At 72.4% G+C, this 15,717-nt stretch carries 17 protein-coding genes; 6 read left to right on the top strand and 11 right to left on the bottom strand.

What is annotated here, in order from left to right; all coding sequences use genetic code 11:
* Positions 1-34: 34 nt before the first annotated feature.
* Together MKK60_RS17790 and MKK60_RS17785 are read left to right on the top strand one after the other, a co-directional pair.
* Positions 35-1,042: an MraY family glycosyltransferase gene (locus MKK60_RS17790; RefSeq protein WP_243987880.1), complete on the top strand. Its 1,008-nt coding sequence runs from the start codon at positions 35-37 to the stop codon at positions 1,040-1,042.
* The gene (locus tag MKK60_RS17785) at positions 1,039-1,962 is read left to right on the top strand and encodes an NAD-dependent epimerase/dehydratase family protein (protein WP_243987878.1); all 924 of its coding nucleotides are present in this window, start codon (positions 1,039-1,041) and stop codon (positions 1,960-1,962) included. Before MKK60_RS17790 ends, MKK60_RS17785 begins: the two co-directional genes overlap by 4 nt.
* Before the next feature lie 8 nt (positions 1,963-1,970).
* Here the strand turns inward: MKK60_RS17785 and MKK60_RS17780 are convergent, their stop codons facing one another.
* From MKK60_RS17780 to MKK60_RS17745, 8 genes are all read right to left on the bottom strand, one after another.
* The gene (locus MKK60_RS17780; protein WP_243987867.1) at positions 1,971-2,258 is read right to left on the bottom strand and encodes a hypothetical protein; all 288 of its coding nucleotides are present in this window, start codon (positions 2,256-2,258) and stop codon (positions 1,971-1,973) included.
* A gap of 76 nt (positions 2,259-2,334) precedes the next feature.
* Complete coding sequence (locus tag MKK60_RS17775) at positions 2,335-2,670, bottom strand: PepSY domain-containing protein (protein ID WP_243935642.1); 336 nt, start codon at positions 2,668-2,670, stop codon at positions 2,335-2,337.
* Between the two features lie 108 nt (positions 2,671-2,778).
* Positions 2,779-4,770: an SDR family NAD(P)-dependent oxidoreductase gene (locus tag MKK60_RS17770; protein WP_243987865.1), complete on the bottom strand. Its 1,992-nt coding sequence runs from the start codon at positions 4,768-4,770 to the stop codon at positions 2,779-2,781.
* Positions 4,771-4,821: 51 nt separating this feature from the next.
* Positions 4,822-5,694: a DUF1206 domain-containing protein gene (locus MKK60_RS17765; protein WP_243987857.1), complete on the bottom strand. Its 873-nt coding sequence runs from the start codon at positions 5,692-5,694 to the stop codon at positions 4,822-4,824.
* Positions 5,691-6,032 carry a hypothetical protein gene (locus MKK60_RS17760; protein WP_243987855.1) on the bottom strand — a complete coding sequence of 114 codons (342 nt, stop codon included), beginning with the start codon at positions 6,030-6,032 and terminating at the stop codon, positions 5,691-5,693. Before MKK60_RS17760 ends, MKK60_RS17765 begins: the two co-directional genes overlap by 4 nt.
* 24 nt (positions 6,033-6,056) lie before the next feature.
* Positions 6,057-6,623 carry a Uma2 family endonuclease gene (locus tag MKK60_RS17755; RefSeq protein WP_243987853.1) on the bottom strand — a complete coding sequence of 189 codons (567 nt, stop codon included), beginning with the start codon at positions 6,621-6,623 and terminating at the stop codon, positions 6,057-6,059.
* A 74-nt stretch (positions 6,624-6,697) separates the two neighbouring features.
* Entirely contained in the window at positions 6,698-7,258 is a 561-nt protein-coding gene (locus tag MKK60_RS17750) for a Uma2 family endonuclease (protein ID WP_243945705.1), read from the bottom strand.
* Between the two features lie 71 nt (positions 7,259-7,329).
* Positions 7,330-8,787, bottom strand: coding sequence for a homospermidine synthase (locus MKK60_RS17745; protein WP_243987851.1), 1,458 nt, complete (start codon positions 8,785-8,787; stop codon positions 7,330-7,332).
* Positions 8,788-9,076: 289 nt separating this feature from the next.
* Here MKK60_RS17745 and MKK60_RS17740 point away from each other — a divergent pair, with 289 nt between their 5' ends.
* The 4 genes from MKK60_RS17740 (at position 9,077) to MKK60_RS17725 (ending at position 14,159) form a co-directional block, all read left to right on the top strand.
* On the top strand, positions 9,077-9,334 hold the full coding sequence (locus MKK60_RS17740) for a hypothetical protein (protein WP_243987843.1): 258 nt from the start codon (positions 9,077-9,079) through the stop codon (positions 9,332-9,334).
* Between the two features lie 107 nt (positions 9,335-9,441).
* Positions 9,442-10,122: an invasion associated locus B family protein gene (locus MKK60_RS17735; RefSeq protein WP_243935629.1), complete on the top strand. Its 681-nt coding sequence runs from the start codon at positions 9,442-9,444 to the stop codon at positions 10,120-10,122.
* Between the two features lie 77 nt (positions 10,123-10,199).
* Complete coding sequence (locus MKK60_RS17730) at positions 10,200-10,589, top strand: hypothetical protein (protein WP_243937235.1); 390 nt, start codon at positions 10,200-10,202, stop codon at positions 10,587-10,589.
* Positions 10,590-10,745: 156 nt separating this feature from the next.
* Positions 10,746-14,159 carry a tetratricopeptide repeat protein gene (locus MKK60_RS17725; protein ID WP_243987841.1) on the top strand — a complete coding sequence of 1,138 codons (3,414 nt, stop codon included), beginning with the start codon at positions 10,746-10,748 and terminating at the stop codon, positions 14,157-14,159.
* 120 nt (positions 14,160-14,279) lie between these two features.
* Here the strand turns inward: MKK60_RS17725 and MKK60_RS17720 are convergent, their stop codons facing one another.
* From MKK60_RS17720 to fliP, 3 genes are all read right to left on the bottom strand, one after another.
* The gene (locus tag MKK60_RS17720) at positions 14,280-14,471 is read right to left on the bottom strand and encodes a hypothetical protein (RefSeq protein ID WP_243987838.1); all 192 of its coding nucleotides are present in this window, start codon (positions 14,469-14,471) and stop codon (positions 14,280-14,282) included.
* Between the two features lie 147 nt (positions 14,472-14,618).
* Complete coding sequence (locus tag MKK60_RS17715) at positions 14,619-14,870, bottom strand: DUF4926 domain-containing protein (RefSeq protein ID WP_147728581.1); 252 nt, start codon at positions 14,868-14,870, stop codon at positions 14,619-14,621.
* Between the two features lie 63 nt (positions 14,871-14,933).
* Positions 14,934-15,695 (bottom strand): flagellar type III secretion system pore protein FliP, encoded by a 762-nt coding sequence (gene fliP / locus MKK60_RS17710; protein WP_279596288.1) that lies wholly within the window; start codon positions 15,693-15,695, stop codon positions 14,934-14,936.
* Positions 15,696-15,717 lie beyond the last annotated feature (22 nt).

The raw sequence follows: 15,717 nt of genomic DNA, 5'->3' as shown, positions 1-15,717 counted from the left end.
TCACCCGGGCGGCCCGGGAGCGTAGAGCGGCACCATGCTCGCCCCCCTCATCGCGGTTCCCCTCGCCGCGGCCCTCAGCGCCGGCCTGATCGTCCGGCTCCGGCCGCTGCTGGTCCGCTACGCGCTGGCCCGCCCCAACGCGCGCTCAAGCCACACCGAGCCGACGCCGCAGGGCGGCGGGATCGCCGTCGTCGCGGCGACCCTCGCGGTGACGGGGCTGCTGCTCGCCGCGCCGGATGCGGGCCGCGACGTGCTGGTGCTCGGGCTCGGCGCCGTGGTGCTCGCCCTGGTCGGCGCCGTCGACGACATCCGCCCGCTGCCGGCGTCGCTTCGCCTCGTGCTGCAGGCCCTCGTCGTCGCCGCCCTGGTGGCGAGCGTCGACGGCCGGCTGGTGCCGGCCCTGCCGCTCGCGGTGGAACGGGCGCTGGCGGTGCTCGCCGGGATCTGGTTCGTGAACCTCGTCAACTTCATGGACGGGCTCGACTGGATGACGGTCGCCGAGACGGTGCCCGTTACCGGCGCGCTGATCCTGCTCGGCGGGTCCGGCGCCTTGCCGCCGGCCGCGATCCTCGTCGCCGCGGCCCTGCTCGGGGCGATGCTCGGCTTCGCGCCGTTCAACCGGCCGGTGGCGAAGCTCTTCCTCGGCGATGTCGGCTCGCTGCCGCTCGGGCTGATCCTAGCCTGGCTGCTGTACCGGCTCGCCCTCGCGGGCGGCCTCGCCGCGGCGATCCTGCTGCCGCTCTACTACCTCGCCGACGCCACCCTCACGCTGATCCGGCGCGCCGCCCGGCGCGAGCCGGTGTGGCAGGCGCATCGCAGCCACTTCTACCAGCGGGCCACCACGAACGGCATCGCGGTGACCGGCGTCGTCGGACGCGTGCTCGCGCTCAACGCGTGCCTGGCCGCGCTCGCCGGAGCGACCTTGTTTTGGCCCTCGCCGGCCATCACCCTCGGTGCCCTGGCGGTCGGATGCGGTCTCGTCGGATCGGTGCTGGTCCGATTCGCGCGGGCGCCGGCCAAGCACGGAGTGACGACGTCTTGAGCCAATTGATCGCGCTCACCGGGGCGACCGGCTTCATCGGCCGGCACGTCCTGAGAGATCTGACGGCGCGCGGCTACCGCGTCCGCCTGCTGCTGCGGCGGCCGGTGGACGCGATGCCGGAGGGTGCCTCGAGCGCCATCGTCGGCGACCTGACCCGGCCGATGAACATGGCGGCGGCGCTCGCCGGCGTCGATGCGGTGGTGCATTCGGCCGGCCTCGCGCACGCGATGTCGGGCGCACCGGAGGACGATTACCGCACGCTCAACACTGAGGCGACGCGGCGCCTGGCCGAAGCCGCCGCGCGGGCGCGGGTGCGCCGCTTCGTGTTCCTGTCATCGATCCGTGCGCAGACCGGCCCGACCGCCGCCGGGACCGTGACGGAGGCCGACGATCCGGCTCCCACCGACGCCTACGGCCGCTCCAAGCTCGAGGCCGAGCGGGCGCTCGACGCGATCGGCCTCGATTGGGTCGCCCTGCGGCCCGTCCTAGTCTACGGCGCCGGCGTGAAGGGCAACATGGCCGCGCTGGTGCGGCTCGCCCGCTCGCCGTATCCGCTTCCGCTCGGATCGCTGGCCGGCCGCCGGTCGCTGGTCTCGGTCGAGAGCGTGTCGGCGGCGATCGATACGGCGCTGCGGACCGACGCCGCGCTGAACCGGCCGCTGGTCGTCGCCGACCCCGACGCGCCGACGCTCCCGGAGATGCTGACGGCCCTGCGCACCGGGCTCGGCCGACGGCCCGGCCTGGTTCCGATACCCTCGGCGGCGATCGGGCTGGCCTGCCGCCTGACTGGGCGAGAGGCGACCTTCTCGCGGTTGGCCGAGAATCTGGTCGCGCGCAGCGACGGTTTGGCGGCCCTCGGCTGGGCGCCGGCCGGCACGACGCGGGGCGGCCTCGCTCGGCTCGCGCGCCTGTCGGCCTGATCGGCGGATCAGTCGTCCCGGCAGAACGACGGCGCGGTGCCGTCGTCGATCATCCCGCAGCCCCGGGCGATCTCGGATTCGATCAGGGCGCAGGCATTGTCAGCGTTGCAGGGCGGATGGGTCGCCGGGGAGACCGACATGCAGCGCGCGACCAGCCGCTCGGCCTGACGCGCCCCAACGGCGGCGCGGCAACTTTCAGCGCTTGCGGATAAGGCCCCGGGCAGGACGATCGCGAACGCCGCAGCGGCGACGATGGAGCTTCGGCGAAGCGATGCGGCGGCACGGGACGGCATCATCGAAGTCAGGCCTCGGTCGAAAGAAAACCCCGGCCGCGAGGCCGGGGCTCGATCCTACGACACCGAGGCGATGGCGTCAGCGGCGAACGTCGATCACGTCGCCCGAGCGGCTGTCCACCACCACCGTGATGTCGTCGCCACGACGATCCGATCCGCGAACGATGATGCGCGGCCCGCGGCGGTCGACGTTGTCGACGTCGGCGAGGCCCTCGCGACGGGCGATCCGGATCGCCTCGCCGCGGCTCAGGTCGATGTCGTCGCGGGGCCCGCGGTCGCGATAGCCGGGATCGACGCGAACGCCGCCCGGTCCGATCTGGATGCCCTGCGCCGAGGCCGGCGCAGCGACGCCGAGTCCGGCCACGCCGAGACCGGCGACCATCGTGAGGCCTGCGAGAAACGTCTTCGTCCGCATGAATTCGTCCTTCCTTCGGCACACTCCCTGTACGGAAACTGCGCTCGGTTCGGTCGTCGCCTCAATCGGCGGGGCGTCGAATGGTTCCCGACCGGGAAAGCTCGCGAATCAACAGAGGCCGGCGTCGGCGGTTCCGAGGGCCGGCGCATCCGGGCTCGCCGGCGCCGCCGCGACCGGCTTGTCGAAGCGCTCGCGGAAATGCGGGATCGCCGCCTCGAACACCGCCTCCGCGGCGGCCCGGTCGCCGGCCTCCACCGCCTCGCGCAAGGACGCCGTCCAGGCATCGAGCCGGGCGCGGTCGGCGAAGACCGGCTTGGCCGCCATCACGCCGTCGATCCCGTCGAGGCTGACGCGGGGCTCCTCGCGCGCGAACAGGATCTCGTTCAGGCGCTCGCCCGGCCGTGCGCCGGAGAACACCAGCTCGATCTCCGCGCCGGGCTCGAAGCCGGCGAGCCGGATCATGCGCTCGGCCAATTCGGCGATCTTCACCGGCTGGCCCATCTTGAGGACGTAGACCGCGGCGCGCTGGTCGGCCGCGCCCGGCGCGAGGCTGCGCGCCTCGCGGTCGGCATGCGAGGCCGCGGTGAGGACGAGGTCGGCCGCCTCGCGCACGGTCATGAAGTAGCGGACCATGTCGGGGTGCGTCACGGTGACGGGGCCGCCGCGGGCGATCTGCGCCTTGAACACCGGCACCACCGAGCCGACCGAGCCGAGCACGTTGCCGAAGCGCACGGCGATCAGCCGTGTCGGGTGGCCGGGGATCGCGGCCTGCTCGGCGTCGCGCGCCTGCGCCACCATCTCGGCGAAGCGCTTGGTGACGCCGAGCTGCGACACCGGCTCGATCGCCTTGTCGGTCGAGATCATCACCAGCGCGCGGGCGCCGGCCGCCACCGACGCGTCGGCGACGTTGATCGAGCCGAACACGTTGGTCTTGATGCCCTCGCTCCAGTCGCGCTCGAGATAGGGCACCTGCTTCAGCGCGGCGGCATGGAACACGTAGTCGGGCCGGAATTCGGCGAAGACCGCGTGCAGGCGCTCGCGATCGCGGATGTCGGCGAGCGTCCCGCCGACCTCGGCCTGCGCGTTGAGCAGCGCAGGCTGGCTCAGGATGCCGTGCAAGGCCGGCTCGGAGCTTTCCACCACCATCAGCGCCGAGGCGCCGAAGGCGAGCGCCCGGGCGCAGATCTCGGAGCCGATCGAGCCACCGCCGCCGGTCACGAGCACGCGCTTGCCGGCGAGGAACCGCTCCAGCCGCGGCCTGTCGATCGCGACGGTGGGGCGCAGCAGCAGGTCCTCGATCTCGAGCGGCGCGAGCTCGGCGTCGCGCATGCCGTCGCCGAGGCTGACCACCCGGGCGAGCGGCAGGCCGACCCGCCGGGCGCGGGCGATCAGGTCGTCGGGCTCGGCCTCGGGCGCCAGCGCGCTCGGGGTCGCGACGAGCCGGCGCACCGGCTGGCCGCGGGCGGCGAGGTCGCCGACGACCCGCTCCAGGTCGGCGAAGCCGCCGAGCACGGCGACCTCGCGCATCGTCTGCCCGGCCTCGTCGGCGCGCGGCGAGAGGATGCCCTTCGGCGCGAGCTTGCGCACCGAGCCGGATTCGATCGCACGCAGCAGCGTCTCGATGTCGGCACCGCGGCCGAGCAGCAGCGTCGGCACCGTGGCCGAGCGTGCGCTCGATTGCTTGGAGCGGGCGTATTTCAGGTAGCGGAAGGCGAGGCGCGTGCCGCCGAGCAGGAAGATCTGCAGCACCCAGTACAGGACGATGGCGATCTTGCCGAAGAAGTAGAACCCGTACAGGTCCGACGAGACCAGGACGTAGTCGAGCACCAGCAGCCCGAAGGCGAGCACGCTCGCGGCGCGAACGATGCCGGCGAGATCGGGCAGGGAGGCGAAGCGCCACTTGGTGCGGTAGAGCCTGAACCGTCCGTAGACGAGGCCGGCGACGACGAGGAACGGCGGCAGCAGGACGGGAAGCGCGTGCACGCGTTCGGCGAGGGCGTCGCCGGTGAAGCGGAACACGAAGGTGAGGACCACGGCCAGCGCGGTCGCCACGAGATCGTGGACCACCATCACCGCGGTCTTGTAGGTGCGCTGCTGCATGATGTTCCGCGGCGGTATCGGCTCCGCCTCGGGCGGTGTCAACGCGATCGGTCAGCCGGTCGGGCGGACGGCCCGCGCCACCGCGTCGTCGGCTTGGTCGATGTCGGGCGCGTCGATCCGGCGATAGCGGGCCTGGATCAGGCCGAAGGCCCCGAACGCCACGTGGCCGGCCGCGACGATCGCGAGCAGGATCCGGCCGTAGGGCTGGGCGCGCAGGGCCTGGAACGCCCCGGACAGGCCCTTCACCTCCGACGAGGCCTGATACCAGGCCGCGACGACGACGAAGCCGCCGATGATCAGGAATGCGATGCCGCGGGTTGCGTAGCCGAACCGGCCGACCGGCTCCGCCCAGGCCTGCCGCGCCGCGTCCAGGGCGAGGCGCTCGGTCACGTCGCCGCGGACGGCCTTGACCAGGAAGCCGACGCCGCCGCCGGCGACGCCGAGGCCGATCAGCGCCACGGCGAAGCGGCCGAAGGGTTTGGCCAGCAGCCACGCCGTCCAGTCCTGCAGGCCGTCGCCGTCCGACTGCAGGCCGAGCCCGAGGGCGAGGCTCGCCGCCGTGAGCCCGAGGCCGGCATAGATGCCGGCGCTGACGAGGTGGGCGCCCCGCACCACGAGCCCCTTGGGCGAGGTGCCGCGCCGGTCGGCGTCGGTCACCGCCTCGACGAGGCGCCAGGCGGCGAAGCCCCAGAGCCCGAGGGCGATCAGGCCGACGATCCAGGGGCCGAGGGGTCCGAGCAGCACGAAGCGGAGCGCGTTCTCGCTGTCGCCGGCCTTGCCGCCGGCCCCGACCGCCGCGAGCACCGCCAGCACGCCGACGACGCAGTAGACCGCGCCGCGGGCGCAGAACCCGAAGCGCGCCAGCCGCTCGATGGTGTTGCGCCCGGCGAACACGGTGGACGGACCTTGGGCCGAGCCGGTCACGCCGGCTCGCGCTGCGGCTTCCCGGCCAGCGCCACGTAAAACCCGAGCCCGTCCCCGGCCGGGAGCGTCTGCAACCGGTCGACGAGGCCGCGGCGCTTGGCGTCGAGCAGCAGGCGGCCCGCCGGTTGGAACAGGGTCTCGCCGCCGCCCTCAGGCGGCGGATCGAGGCGGATCGCCACGGTCTTGCCCTTGGCGAAGCGGCTCCGCTCCAGCAACTCGTTCAGCGACGCCTCCGCGGTCGCCCGGTTGGCGCCGCGCAGGTCCATCACCGATTCCGCATCGGTGACGCCGAGGCCGCCGCGCAGCTTGTCGGCGTAGAAGTCTTCGAAATGGGGCAAGGGCTGCGACCTGGTGGGTGTTGGCTAGAACGACAGACCGGCGAAGACGGTTGCGACGGGCAAGGCGCTGCCGAATTCGGGAAGCTCGATCGCGCCGTCGAGGCCGAGCGCCTGCTTGCGCCGGGCGTCGCCCTCCTGCCGGCGCCAGACCTCCACCCGCGGCTCGTCCTGATACACGATCAGGAAGACCTGCAGGCTCTCGACGGCACGGTAGAAGTCGGTCTTGCGGCCGCGGTCGGCGCTCATCGTCGAGGGGGACAGCACCTCCGCGACGAGGACGGGATCGGACGCGTAGCCGTCCGGCAGCATCGGGCCGCAACGCACCACCACGTCGGGGATCGGCGCGAAGTCGTCCATGTCCCGGCCGACGACCGCGATGCCGGGGACGACGCGGCAGCCCCGCACATCGGCGAGGTCGCCGAGGCGACGGATGAGGTTGGAGACGATGCGCTGGTGCCGCTCGGTCGGTGGCGACATCAGCACCGGCTCGCCGTCGAGCAGTTCCCAGCGCTCGTCGTCCGGGCGGCCGGCGACCCAAGCCCGGTAGTCCGGGACGCTCATGCGGTCGTCCCGCTTCGCCGCGACTGCCATGCGGGCCTCTCCGAACTGCCTGGGCGAGCGTACCATAGATGGGTCCGCCCGCGACCGGCGTCAGCCGCGGGCGTTCAGAATTCCACCCGGGCGTAGATGTCGGCTACAGCGAGCGTGCCGCCGAGCTCGGGCAGGTCGATCACGTCGCCCCGTCCCAGCATCCGCATCGCCCATCCGGCGTCGCGCCGCCAGACCTCGGCCCGGGCATCGTCCTGATAGACGATCAGGAAGACCTGCAGCGCCGCGACCGTGCGGAAGAAATCGGTCTTGCGGCCGCGATCCATGCTCATCGTCGAGGGGGACAGCACCTCGGCGACGAGCAGCGGGTCGCGGGTGTAGCCGTCGCGAGGCAGCGGGCCGCACTGGACCACGATGTCGGGGATCGGCGCGAAGTCGTCCATCTCCGCGCTGAGCACGGCGAGGCCGGGGAGGGCGCTGCAGCCCCTGCGCTCGGCGAGTTCGTCGAGGCGCCGGACCAGGTTCGCGACGATGCGCTGGTGACGCCCGCTCGTCGGCGACATCAGCGTCGGTACGCCGTCGAGCAGTTCCCAGCGCTGGTCGTCCGGCTTGGACGCGACCCAATCCTGGTATTCGGCGACGCCCATGCGCGCGTCGCGTCGTCGGGCAACGGCCATCGCGGCCTCCTCCGGTGAGGCCGCGATGGTAGCAGTCCGGGACCGGTCCGCAACGGCGCGGACGCTCGGGTTCAGCCGTGCACGAGCACGTTGCGGAACTGCCAGGGGTCGCTGGCGTCGATGTCCTCCGGGAACAGGCCCGGGCGGCCGGCGAGCGGCGTCCAGTCGGTGTAGACGCCGACGACGGGGCCGAGATACGGGGTCTGGACTTCGAGGCAGCGGCGGAAATCCATCTCGTCGGCCTCGACGATGCCGGCCTCGGGGTTCTCCAGCGCCCAGACCATGCCGGCGAGCACCGCCGAGGTCACCTGAAGGCCGGTGGCGTTCTGGTAGGGCGCGATCCGGCGCGTCTCCTCGATCGAGAGCTGCGAGCCGTACCAGTAGGCGTTCTTCTTGTGGCCGTAGAGCAGCACGCCGAGCTCGTCGATGCCGTCCTCGATCTCGTTCTCGTCGAGGATGTGGTGCTTCTCCTGCACCTTGCCGGCATTGCCGAACATCTCGTGGAGCGACAGCACGGCGTCGTTGGCCGGGTGGTAGGCGTAGTGGCAGGTCGGGCGGTAGGCCGCGCGCTCGCCCTCGAGAACCGTGTAGTAGTCCGAGATCGAGATCGCCTCGTTGTGGGTCACGAGGAAGCCGAACTGCGACTGCGCAGTCGGGGTCCACGAGCGCACGCGGGTGTCGGCGCCGGGCTGGAGCAGGTAGATCGCGCAGCGCGAGCCCTTCTCCTGCTCGCGGGCGTTCTCGGGCATCCAGCTCTCGTGCGTGCCCCAGCCGAGCTCGGCCGGCTGGTTGCCCTCCGAGACGAAGCCCTCGACCGACCAGGTGTTGACGAACACGCCCTGCGGCTTCGGATGCTTGGCGCGCTGGGTGTCGCGCTCGGCGATGTGGACGCCCTTGACGCCGACCTCGCGCATCAGCGCGGCCCATTCGGCGCGGGACGTCGGCTCGGGCGTGGTCACGCCGGTGTCCTTCGCGATGTTCAGCACCGCCTGCTTCACGAACCACGAGACCATGCCGGGATTGGCGCCGCAGCACGAGACCGCGGTGGTGCCGCCGGGGCTGGCGGTGCGCGCGTCCAGGATGTCCTGCCGCAGCGCGTAGTTGGTGCGGTCGCCCTGGCTCTTCTCCTTGTCGAAGTAGAAGCCCGGCCACGGCTCGGCGACGGTGTCGATGTAGAGGGCGCCGAGCTCGCGGCACAGCTCCAGGATCGCGCGCGACGAGGTGTCGACCGAGAGGTTGACGCAGAAGCCCTGGCCGCCGCCCTCGGTGAGGAGGGGCGTGAGCACGTCGCGATAATTCTCGCGGGTCAGCGCGACCGTCTCGAAGCGCAGGCCGTACTTGTCGGCGAGAGACCGGTGCGAATCATCCGGATCGATCACGGTGAAGCGGGCACGGTCGTATTCGAAATGGCGCTCGATGAGCGGAAGCGTGCCGCGACCGATCGATCCGAACCCGATCATCACGATGGGTCCGCTGATGTGGCCGTGGATCGGCCCTCTGTTCGGCCCTTGGTTCGGCGTGTCGGTCATGGCTCGGGCGGTCCTTCGGATGTGCGCGGCGCGCAGGGGCGGCTCGGGTTAGGCGGCCAATGTGACGATGGGGCGACAGGCTGGGCTCGTCCGCGAACGGGCGTCCGCGACGGCCCTCCGGCCCGGGCGCCGATCCCGGTCGGCGATCGATCGCGGCACGGGGTATGTCCGGCCCTAGTGCCGCCTCGTGCCGTGTGGGTCAACCGGGCAACGCCCGCGCGGCGAGCAGAGTCGTCAACGAAGTGTTGCCGCGGCATGCGATGACTGCATGCGAGCCCCACCGAACCTCATGTTGCGTGCATCGCACAACGCTCGCATGCTGCACTGCGAAATCGATCACGATCCGTGCCGGATCATCGATCGAACGGAGTCCGCCATGCTGTCCGTCCTCACCGCCCGCGTTCCGGTACCCGCCGACGAGCCGCAGGACCGCGATCCCGGTTTCCTGACCCTCGCCTTCACGGTCGTGCGCGTCCTCCGGCGCGAGGGCCGCAGCGCCTTCGAGCGGCGTTGCGCACGCGCCGCCGAGACGCTGCCGCACCCTTGATCCTGTTGCGGCGCCGGTCGAATCCACCGGCACCGGATTGCGCAGCCTCGGCTTGACCGCTAGGCGGCTTCCTCAACGCCACATCGGCCGGGGGGGCCGTTCTTCGCATGTCGCCGATCCGCGCATCCCGCCGTCCCGCGATCCTCGCCGCCGTCCTGATCGCGCTGTCGATCGGCACAGTCCCGTGCGCCGCACAGGAAGAGGCGCCGGAGGCTCCGCCCGAGGCCGCGCCGAAGGTCAAGCCGAAGCCGCGCCCGCCCGCGCCGAAGCCGGCCCCGAAGGCGACGCCGGCCGCCGCCCCTGCCGCGCAGGCCGCGCCTGCCAAGACCGCGGCGGTCTGGCCGGCCGGCGCACTCTCCATCACCGAGAATTACGGCGACTGGACGCTGAGCTGCAGCCGTGCCGAGCCGGCGACGTCGTGCATGCTGATGCAGTCGCAGGGGGACAACAAGACCGGCAAGCGCCTGTTCGCCTTCGAATTGCAGGCGCCCAAGGACGGGCGGTCCGAGGGGCTGATCCTGATGCCGTTCGGCCTGGCGATCGACCCGGGCATCACCTTCAAGCTCGACGACGTGGTGCTCGGCAAGGGCGCGCCCTACATCTCGTGCGGGTCCGAGGGCTGCCTGGTGCCGATCAGCTTCCCGACGCTCGCCACCGACGCGATGCGGACGGCCAAGACCCTTCAGGTGATCGGGGTGAAATCCGGGACCAACGATCCGCAGCCGATCGCCGTGCCGCTCGGCGGGTTCGCACCGGTCTGGGACCGGGCGATCGCCCTGAGCAACTGACGCGCGGCGACCAAGTCGACGCGCGGGACATCAACCCGCCGCGCCACGACACCGGCGAGCGAGAGGAGAGGCCGAGCATGCGCGACCCGATGATCCTGGCGGCCCTGCTCGCCTGCCTCGCCAGCCCGCTCGCGTCGCAAGAGTCGAGCCCGCCCGGTGCGCCGCCGGACTCGATGCCCGACGCACCGCCGATGGACAAGAAGCGGGTCATGGCCGCGCGGCTCGCCGGGCTGGTCGGCTTCGCCAACACCTCCTGCCCGGACATCCAGGGCGATCCCGCGCTGCTGAAATCGGCCGTCGAGCGCCTCGGGATCGATCCGCAGGACCTGGAGCAGGGCGAGCTGGCGGCGATCTCGCGCTCGTATGTTGAGACTTATCGCAAGGACGTTCCGGCCAATTGCCAACGCGCGATCGAGACGTTCGGCCCGTCGAGCCGAATCGTCCCGAACCTGATCGTCAAGCGCTGAGCGTCGCGCGGCCTCCCATCGGGAATGCCGTTGGGACGTCGGCGGCGACCACGATTAAGCGCACGTTAGCCGCGATCCGGCAGTGTCGGCCCTCAGCGGCGTCGGAGCGTTGCGTCCCTCGTCCGGGGCGCCCGCCGCCCCGGGTGCGGCGTATCAATGGGCGCGAGGCTTGAGACGGGACCAGGGGTCCGCCGCACGCCCCGCAGCGCGGGCCTCGCGCTCGCCGTCCTGATCGGCCTCGGGCTGCCGGTCCAGGCGGCGAAGCTCCTCGCCGTCGCCGGCACCGATGCGCAGGGTTATGCGCGAATCGCCTTCACCTTCGACAGCGCGGTCTCGATCAAGGCGCGGCTCTCGAACGGCGTGCTGGTGCTCGGCTACGGCGAGCGGACCGAGGCCGGGCCGGAGCGGCTGGTCTCGCAGCTGCCCGATTACCTCACCGCCGTCCGGCGCGATCCCGACGGCAGCGGCCTGCGGCTCGCCCTGCAGCGGACCGTGCGCGTCAACGTGCAGGACGCCGGCGAGAAAGTCTTCGTCGACCTCCTGCCCGAGAGCTGGACGAGCCTGCCGCCGCCGCTGCCGCCGGAGATCGTCGCCGACCTGGCCCGGCGTGCGCGTGCCGCGGAAGCGATCCTGAAATCGCGCAACCCCGCACCCGTGCGCCGGCCGCTCGGCGTCGAGGTCGCGAAGCTGCCGACGCTCACCCGCCTGACGGTGCGGCTGCCCGAGGGCGCCGAGGCGACCGTCGGCCCGGAAGGTGGCGCAACGCGGCTGCGCATCCTGGGGGCCTACAGCTTCGACCTGTCCGAGACCCGTGGCCGGCTGCGCCAGGACATGGCCCGCCTGACCGCGTCGGCCGACGATGCCTCGGCCGGGCTCGTGGTGGCGGCGGGCGATGCTTTCACGGTCTCGACCGACCGCGACGACGACACCGTGGTGTTCGACATCGTCGCCAAGAAGGACGCCGCCGCCAAGGCCGAGGCGGCTGCCAGGGCGGAGCAGGCTGCCAAGGCCGAAGCCGCGACCAAGGCCGAACCTGCGACCAAGCCCGAACCCACGAGCAAGAGAGAGCCGCCGAGCCGGGTCGCGCCCAGGACCGGGGATGCCAAAGCCTCCGCCACGGCCGATGTTCCGGCGGCCGCCGGACCACCGGGCACCGCGGCGCCGAACCGGCCACCGGCGCCCGAGCCGCCCGAGCGGCAGGCCGGGTCCGGCCTCGTCTTCCCGTTCGCCAAGCGCCCGGCGGTCGCATTGTTCGAGCGCGGCGGGGTCGCGACCCTGGTCTTCGAGACCGGCGAGCCGGTCGCCCTCCCGACCGGCGGGTCGGGCGGCCTGCGCGCCCTCGGCGAGCCGGTGCGGACGGGTGCGCTGACGGCGTTGCGCTTCGCCGTCACGGCCGGGACCTTGCTCGATCTCGTGCCGGTGCGTGCCGGGTCCGCCGCCGGCGCCTGGGAGCTGATAGCGGGGGACGACCTCGGCCCGAGCGACACCCTCGCGCCGACGCGCCTGTCCGACGCCGCCGGGCACGGGCGCGTCGCGGTCGGCCTGCCGCAACCCGCCAGCGCGGCATGGCTCGATCTCGACGGCGAGCGCATCGCCGTCGTCACCGCGCGCGGCTGGAAGCCCGCCGGCATCGCGAAGCGCCAGCGCTTCGTCGATTTCGAGCTGCTGCCGAGCCGCTTCGGCCTCGCCGTGCTGGCTCAGGCCGACGACCTCACCGTGCGTCCCGACCTCGACGGCGTGGTCATCGGGCGCGAGGGCGGCCTCGCGGTCTCGTCCGTGGCGCGGCCCCCCGAAGCGCCGCTCGCCGAGGCCTCGAACCTCGCGATCCAGCGCGAGCCCTGGGAGCAGGCGCGCCTCGGCGACGTGCGCGAGACGATCCGGGCACAGTTCGGCGCCTCGATCGCGGCGTCCGCCGGAACGCGCGGCCCGCTGCGGCTCACCCTCGCGCGCACCCAGCTCGCCAACGGCCTCGCGCCCGAGGCCCTGACCACCCTCGACGCGGCCTCGGCCGACGACCCCCTGGTGGCGAGCGGCCGCGACACCGCGATCCTGCGCGCCGCGGCGCTCGCCGCGATCGGCCGAAATGCAGAGGCGCGTCGGGTGCTCGCGACCGAGGCGCTGCAACGCGATCCCGAGGCAGTGCTGTGGCGCGCGGTCGCCGACGGGCAGGCGGGACGCTGGCACGACGCCGAGGCCGGCTTCCAGCGGACTTTGCCGGTGATCGAGCGCTACCCGCTCGCCCTGCAGGCGACGATCCGCACGCTGGCGGCCGAATCCGCACTCGAGACCGGTGACCTCGACACCGCATTGCAGCGGGTCGCGCGGCTCGCGACCGCCGAGCCGACACCGTTGGAGCGGGACCGCGTCGCCCTGGTCCGGGCCCGCGTCGACGAGGCGACCGATCGGACCAAGGCCGCGCTCGACGCCTACGATCGCCTCGCCGAATCGGGCGAGCGACCGGCGGCGGCGGCGGCGGCTCTGCGCGGCACGCTGCTCGCGCGCGAGACCGGCAAGATCACCCCCGACGAGGCGATGGACCAGCTCGAGCGGCTGGCGATCACCTGGCACGGCGGCGAGATCGAGAACGCGATCACCGCCGGGCTCGCCCGGCTCTACATGGCGGCCGGGCGCTATCGCGACGCCTTCACCGCCGTGCGGGCCGCCGATGCCATCGGCTCCGATGCACCCGAGACCCGGGCGCTGCACGACGAGGCGATGGCGCTGTTCGACGAGCTGTACCTCTCGCCGCGGGGCGATTCGCTCAGCGGGATCGACGCGGTGGCGCTGTACTTCGACTTCAAGGACTTCGCGCCGATCGGGCGGCGGGGCGACGCCGTGGTGCGTCGCCTGGCCGAGCGGCTCGTCGGCCTCGACCTGCTCGATCCCGCCGCCAACCTGCTCCAGTACCAGATCGACAACCGCCTCACCGGACCGAGCCGATCGAGCGTCGCGACGCAGCTCGCCTCGATCCGTCTCATGGACGGCAAGCCGCTGATGGCGCTGGAGGCGATCGAGGGAACCTACCTGCCCGAGCTTCCCCGCGACCTGCGCCGCGCCCGGTCGCTGCTGCGCGCGCGCGCGCTGTCCGACCTGTCGCGGACCGATCTCGCGCTCGAGACGATCGAGGGCGAGGCCGGCCCGGACGCGGCGCGGCTGCGGGCGGACATCCTGTGGTCGGCGCGGCGCTGGCGCGAGGCCGGGGAGGCGCACGAGGCCCTGCTCGGTGACGCGTGGCGCTCAGGCAAGGTGCTCGACGACGCGGCCCGCGCCGACGTGATCCGCGCCGGCATCGCCTACGACCTCGCGGTCGAGCCGATCGGGCTCGAGCGGCTGAAGGCCAAGTTCTCGGATGCGATGGCCGACAGCGCCGATGCCCGCACCTTCGCGCTGCTGACCAGCGCCGACGCGACCAAGAAGCCGGGGTTCCGCGAGATCGCCCAGAAGGCGACGAACGCCGAGACCCTGGCTGCCTTCCTCGCCGAGTACCGCAAGCGCTACCCGGACGCCTCGCTCCCCGCCCGCGGCGAGCCCGAGAAGCGCGCGGACGGGCAGGCGACGCCGCCAGGCTGAGCATCGTCGGACCTGGCGGTGCGGCCTCGCCGGATGGCGATGCGTCCGCCGCATGCATTCGTCATCGGAGCGGTTGCCGTGATCGCGGCCTTCGCTTCGTCGGGTCGATGGGCGAAGGCATCAGCGCGTCAGCGGCACCGCGGTGATGAGGCGCCAAGCGATCGCCGCTTGTTGCTGCCAGACGACGCGGACGCGCGGGCGCCGTCCATCCGGGGCAGCGATCGGCCCCTCGACGACGAGGCGCACGCGACCGTCGACCTGGACCAAGCGAAGGGCTTCCGTGCCGTAGAGTGCGTCGGCCTGTGCCAGCAAGGCTCGGCCGAGATCTTGCGGCCGGGACGAACCCGAAAGACAGGAAGAAGCGCGCCTTCGAGCCGCCTGTCGGATGTTCGGGGTTTGGGAGGTAATCGACCAGCTTGCCGTCCGGAATCTCGAGGACCGGCCACCAGCCTTCGTCGATCAAGGAACCGAGCGCCCCGTTCGCACGAGCTGCGCTGCCTCGACGGTGGCGAGCGCGCCGGGTGGTTCCGGGAACTCGACCTCGTAGGCCTCGCCGGCCCCCCAGACCGCGACCACGGTTCCCGCGGCGCCGGCCGGGATCATGTCGCCGTCCATCGTCACGACACTGGCAAGCACGCGCACGTCGTCGAGATCCCGCAGCGGAGCGCCGGGATCGGTCCGCCGCATGAGGTGGATGGTGTCGACCGACATGGGCTCAGGATGGGCCGCGCCGGGCGGCTCGTCAATGTGAGCTTTCCGCGAACGAAGCCCGCGTCAGCTTCCCCCGTAGCTCTGCACCAGCGACCCGGCGACGAGCGTCCAGCCGTCGACCAGCACGAAGAAGATCAGCTTGAACGGCAGCGCCACGGTCGCCGGCGGCACCATCATCATGCCCACCGCCATCAGCACCGACGCGACCACGAGGTCGATGATCAGGAACGGGATGAACAGCAGGAAGCCGATCTCGAAGGCGCGGCGCAGCTCCGAGATCATGAAGGCCGGCGTGACGATCTCGAGGCCGACCGCCTCGGGCCCGGAGGGCACCGGCACCTTGGCCATGTCGAGGAACAGCTTCAGGTCCTTCTCGCGGACGTTCTTCAGCATGAACGCCTTGAACGGCGCCGACGCCCGCTCGAAGGCCTGCCCCTGCGTGATCTGGTTGGCGAGCAGCGGCTCGATGCCGGCGCGGTAGGCTTCGCGCCCGGTCGGCGCCATCACGAAGGCGGTGAGGAACAGCGCGAGGCTGACGATCACCGTGGTGGGCGGCGCGGTCTGGGTGCCGAGCGCCGAGCGCAGGATCGACAGCACCACCACGATCCGCGTGAACGCGGTCGCCATCACCAGGACCGAGGGCGCCAAAGCCAGCACGGTGATGAGCGCGACGAGCTGCAGCGCGCGCTCGCTGGCGCCGCCCGCCCCGAGATCCACGGTGAGGCTCTGCGCGGCGGCCGGACCCGCGCCGAGCGCGAGCGCGAAGACGGCGAGCCCGAGACGACGCGGGATCCGGAAACGAGGATGGATGTCGGCGGGCTTCATGGCGGCGGCACCCTGGGGCGGG

The sequence above is a fragment of the Methylobacterium sp. J-092 genome (genome assembly GCF_022829325.1).
In the GTDB taxonomy this organism is placed as follows: Bacteria; Pseudomonadota; Alphaproteobacteria; order Rhizobiales; family Beijerinckiaceae; genus Methylobacterium.
This window is presented reverse-complemented; position numbering and strand designations above follow the sequence as displayed.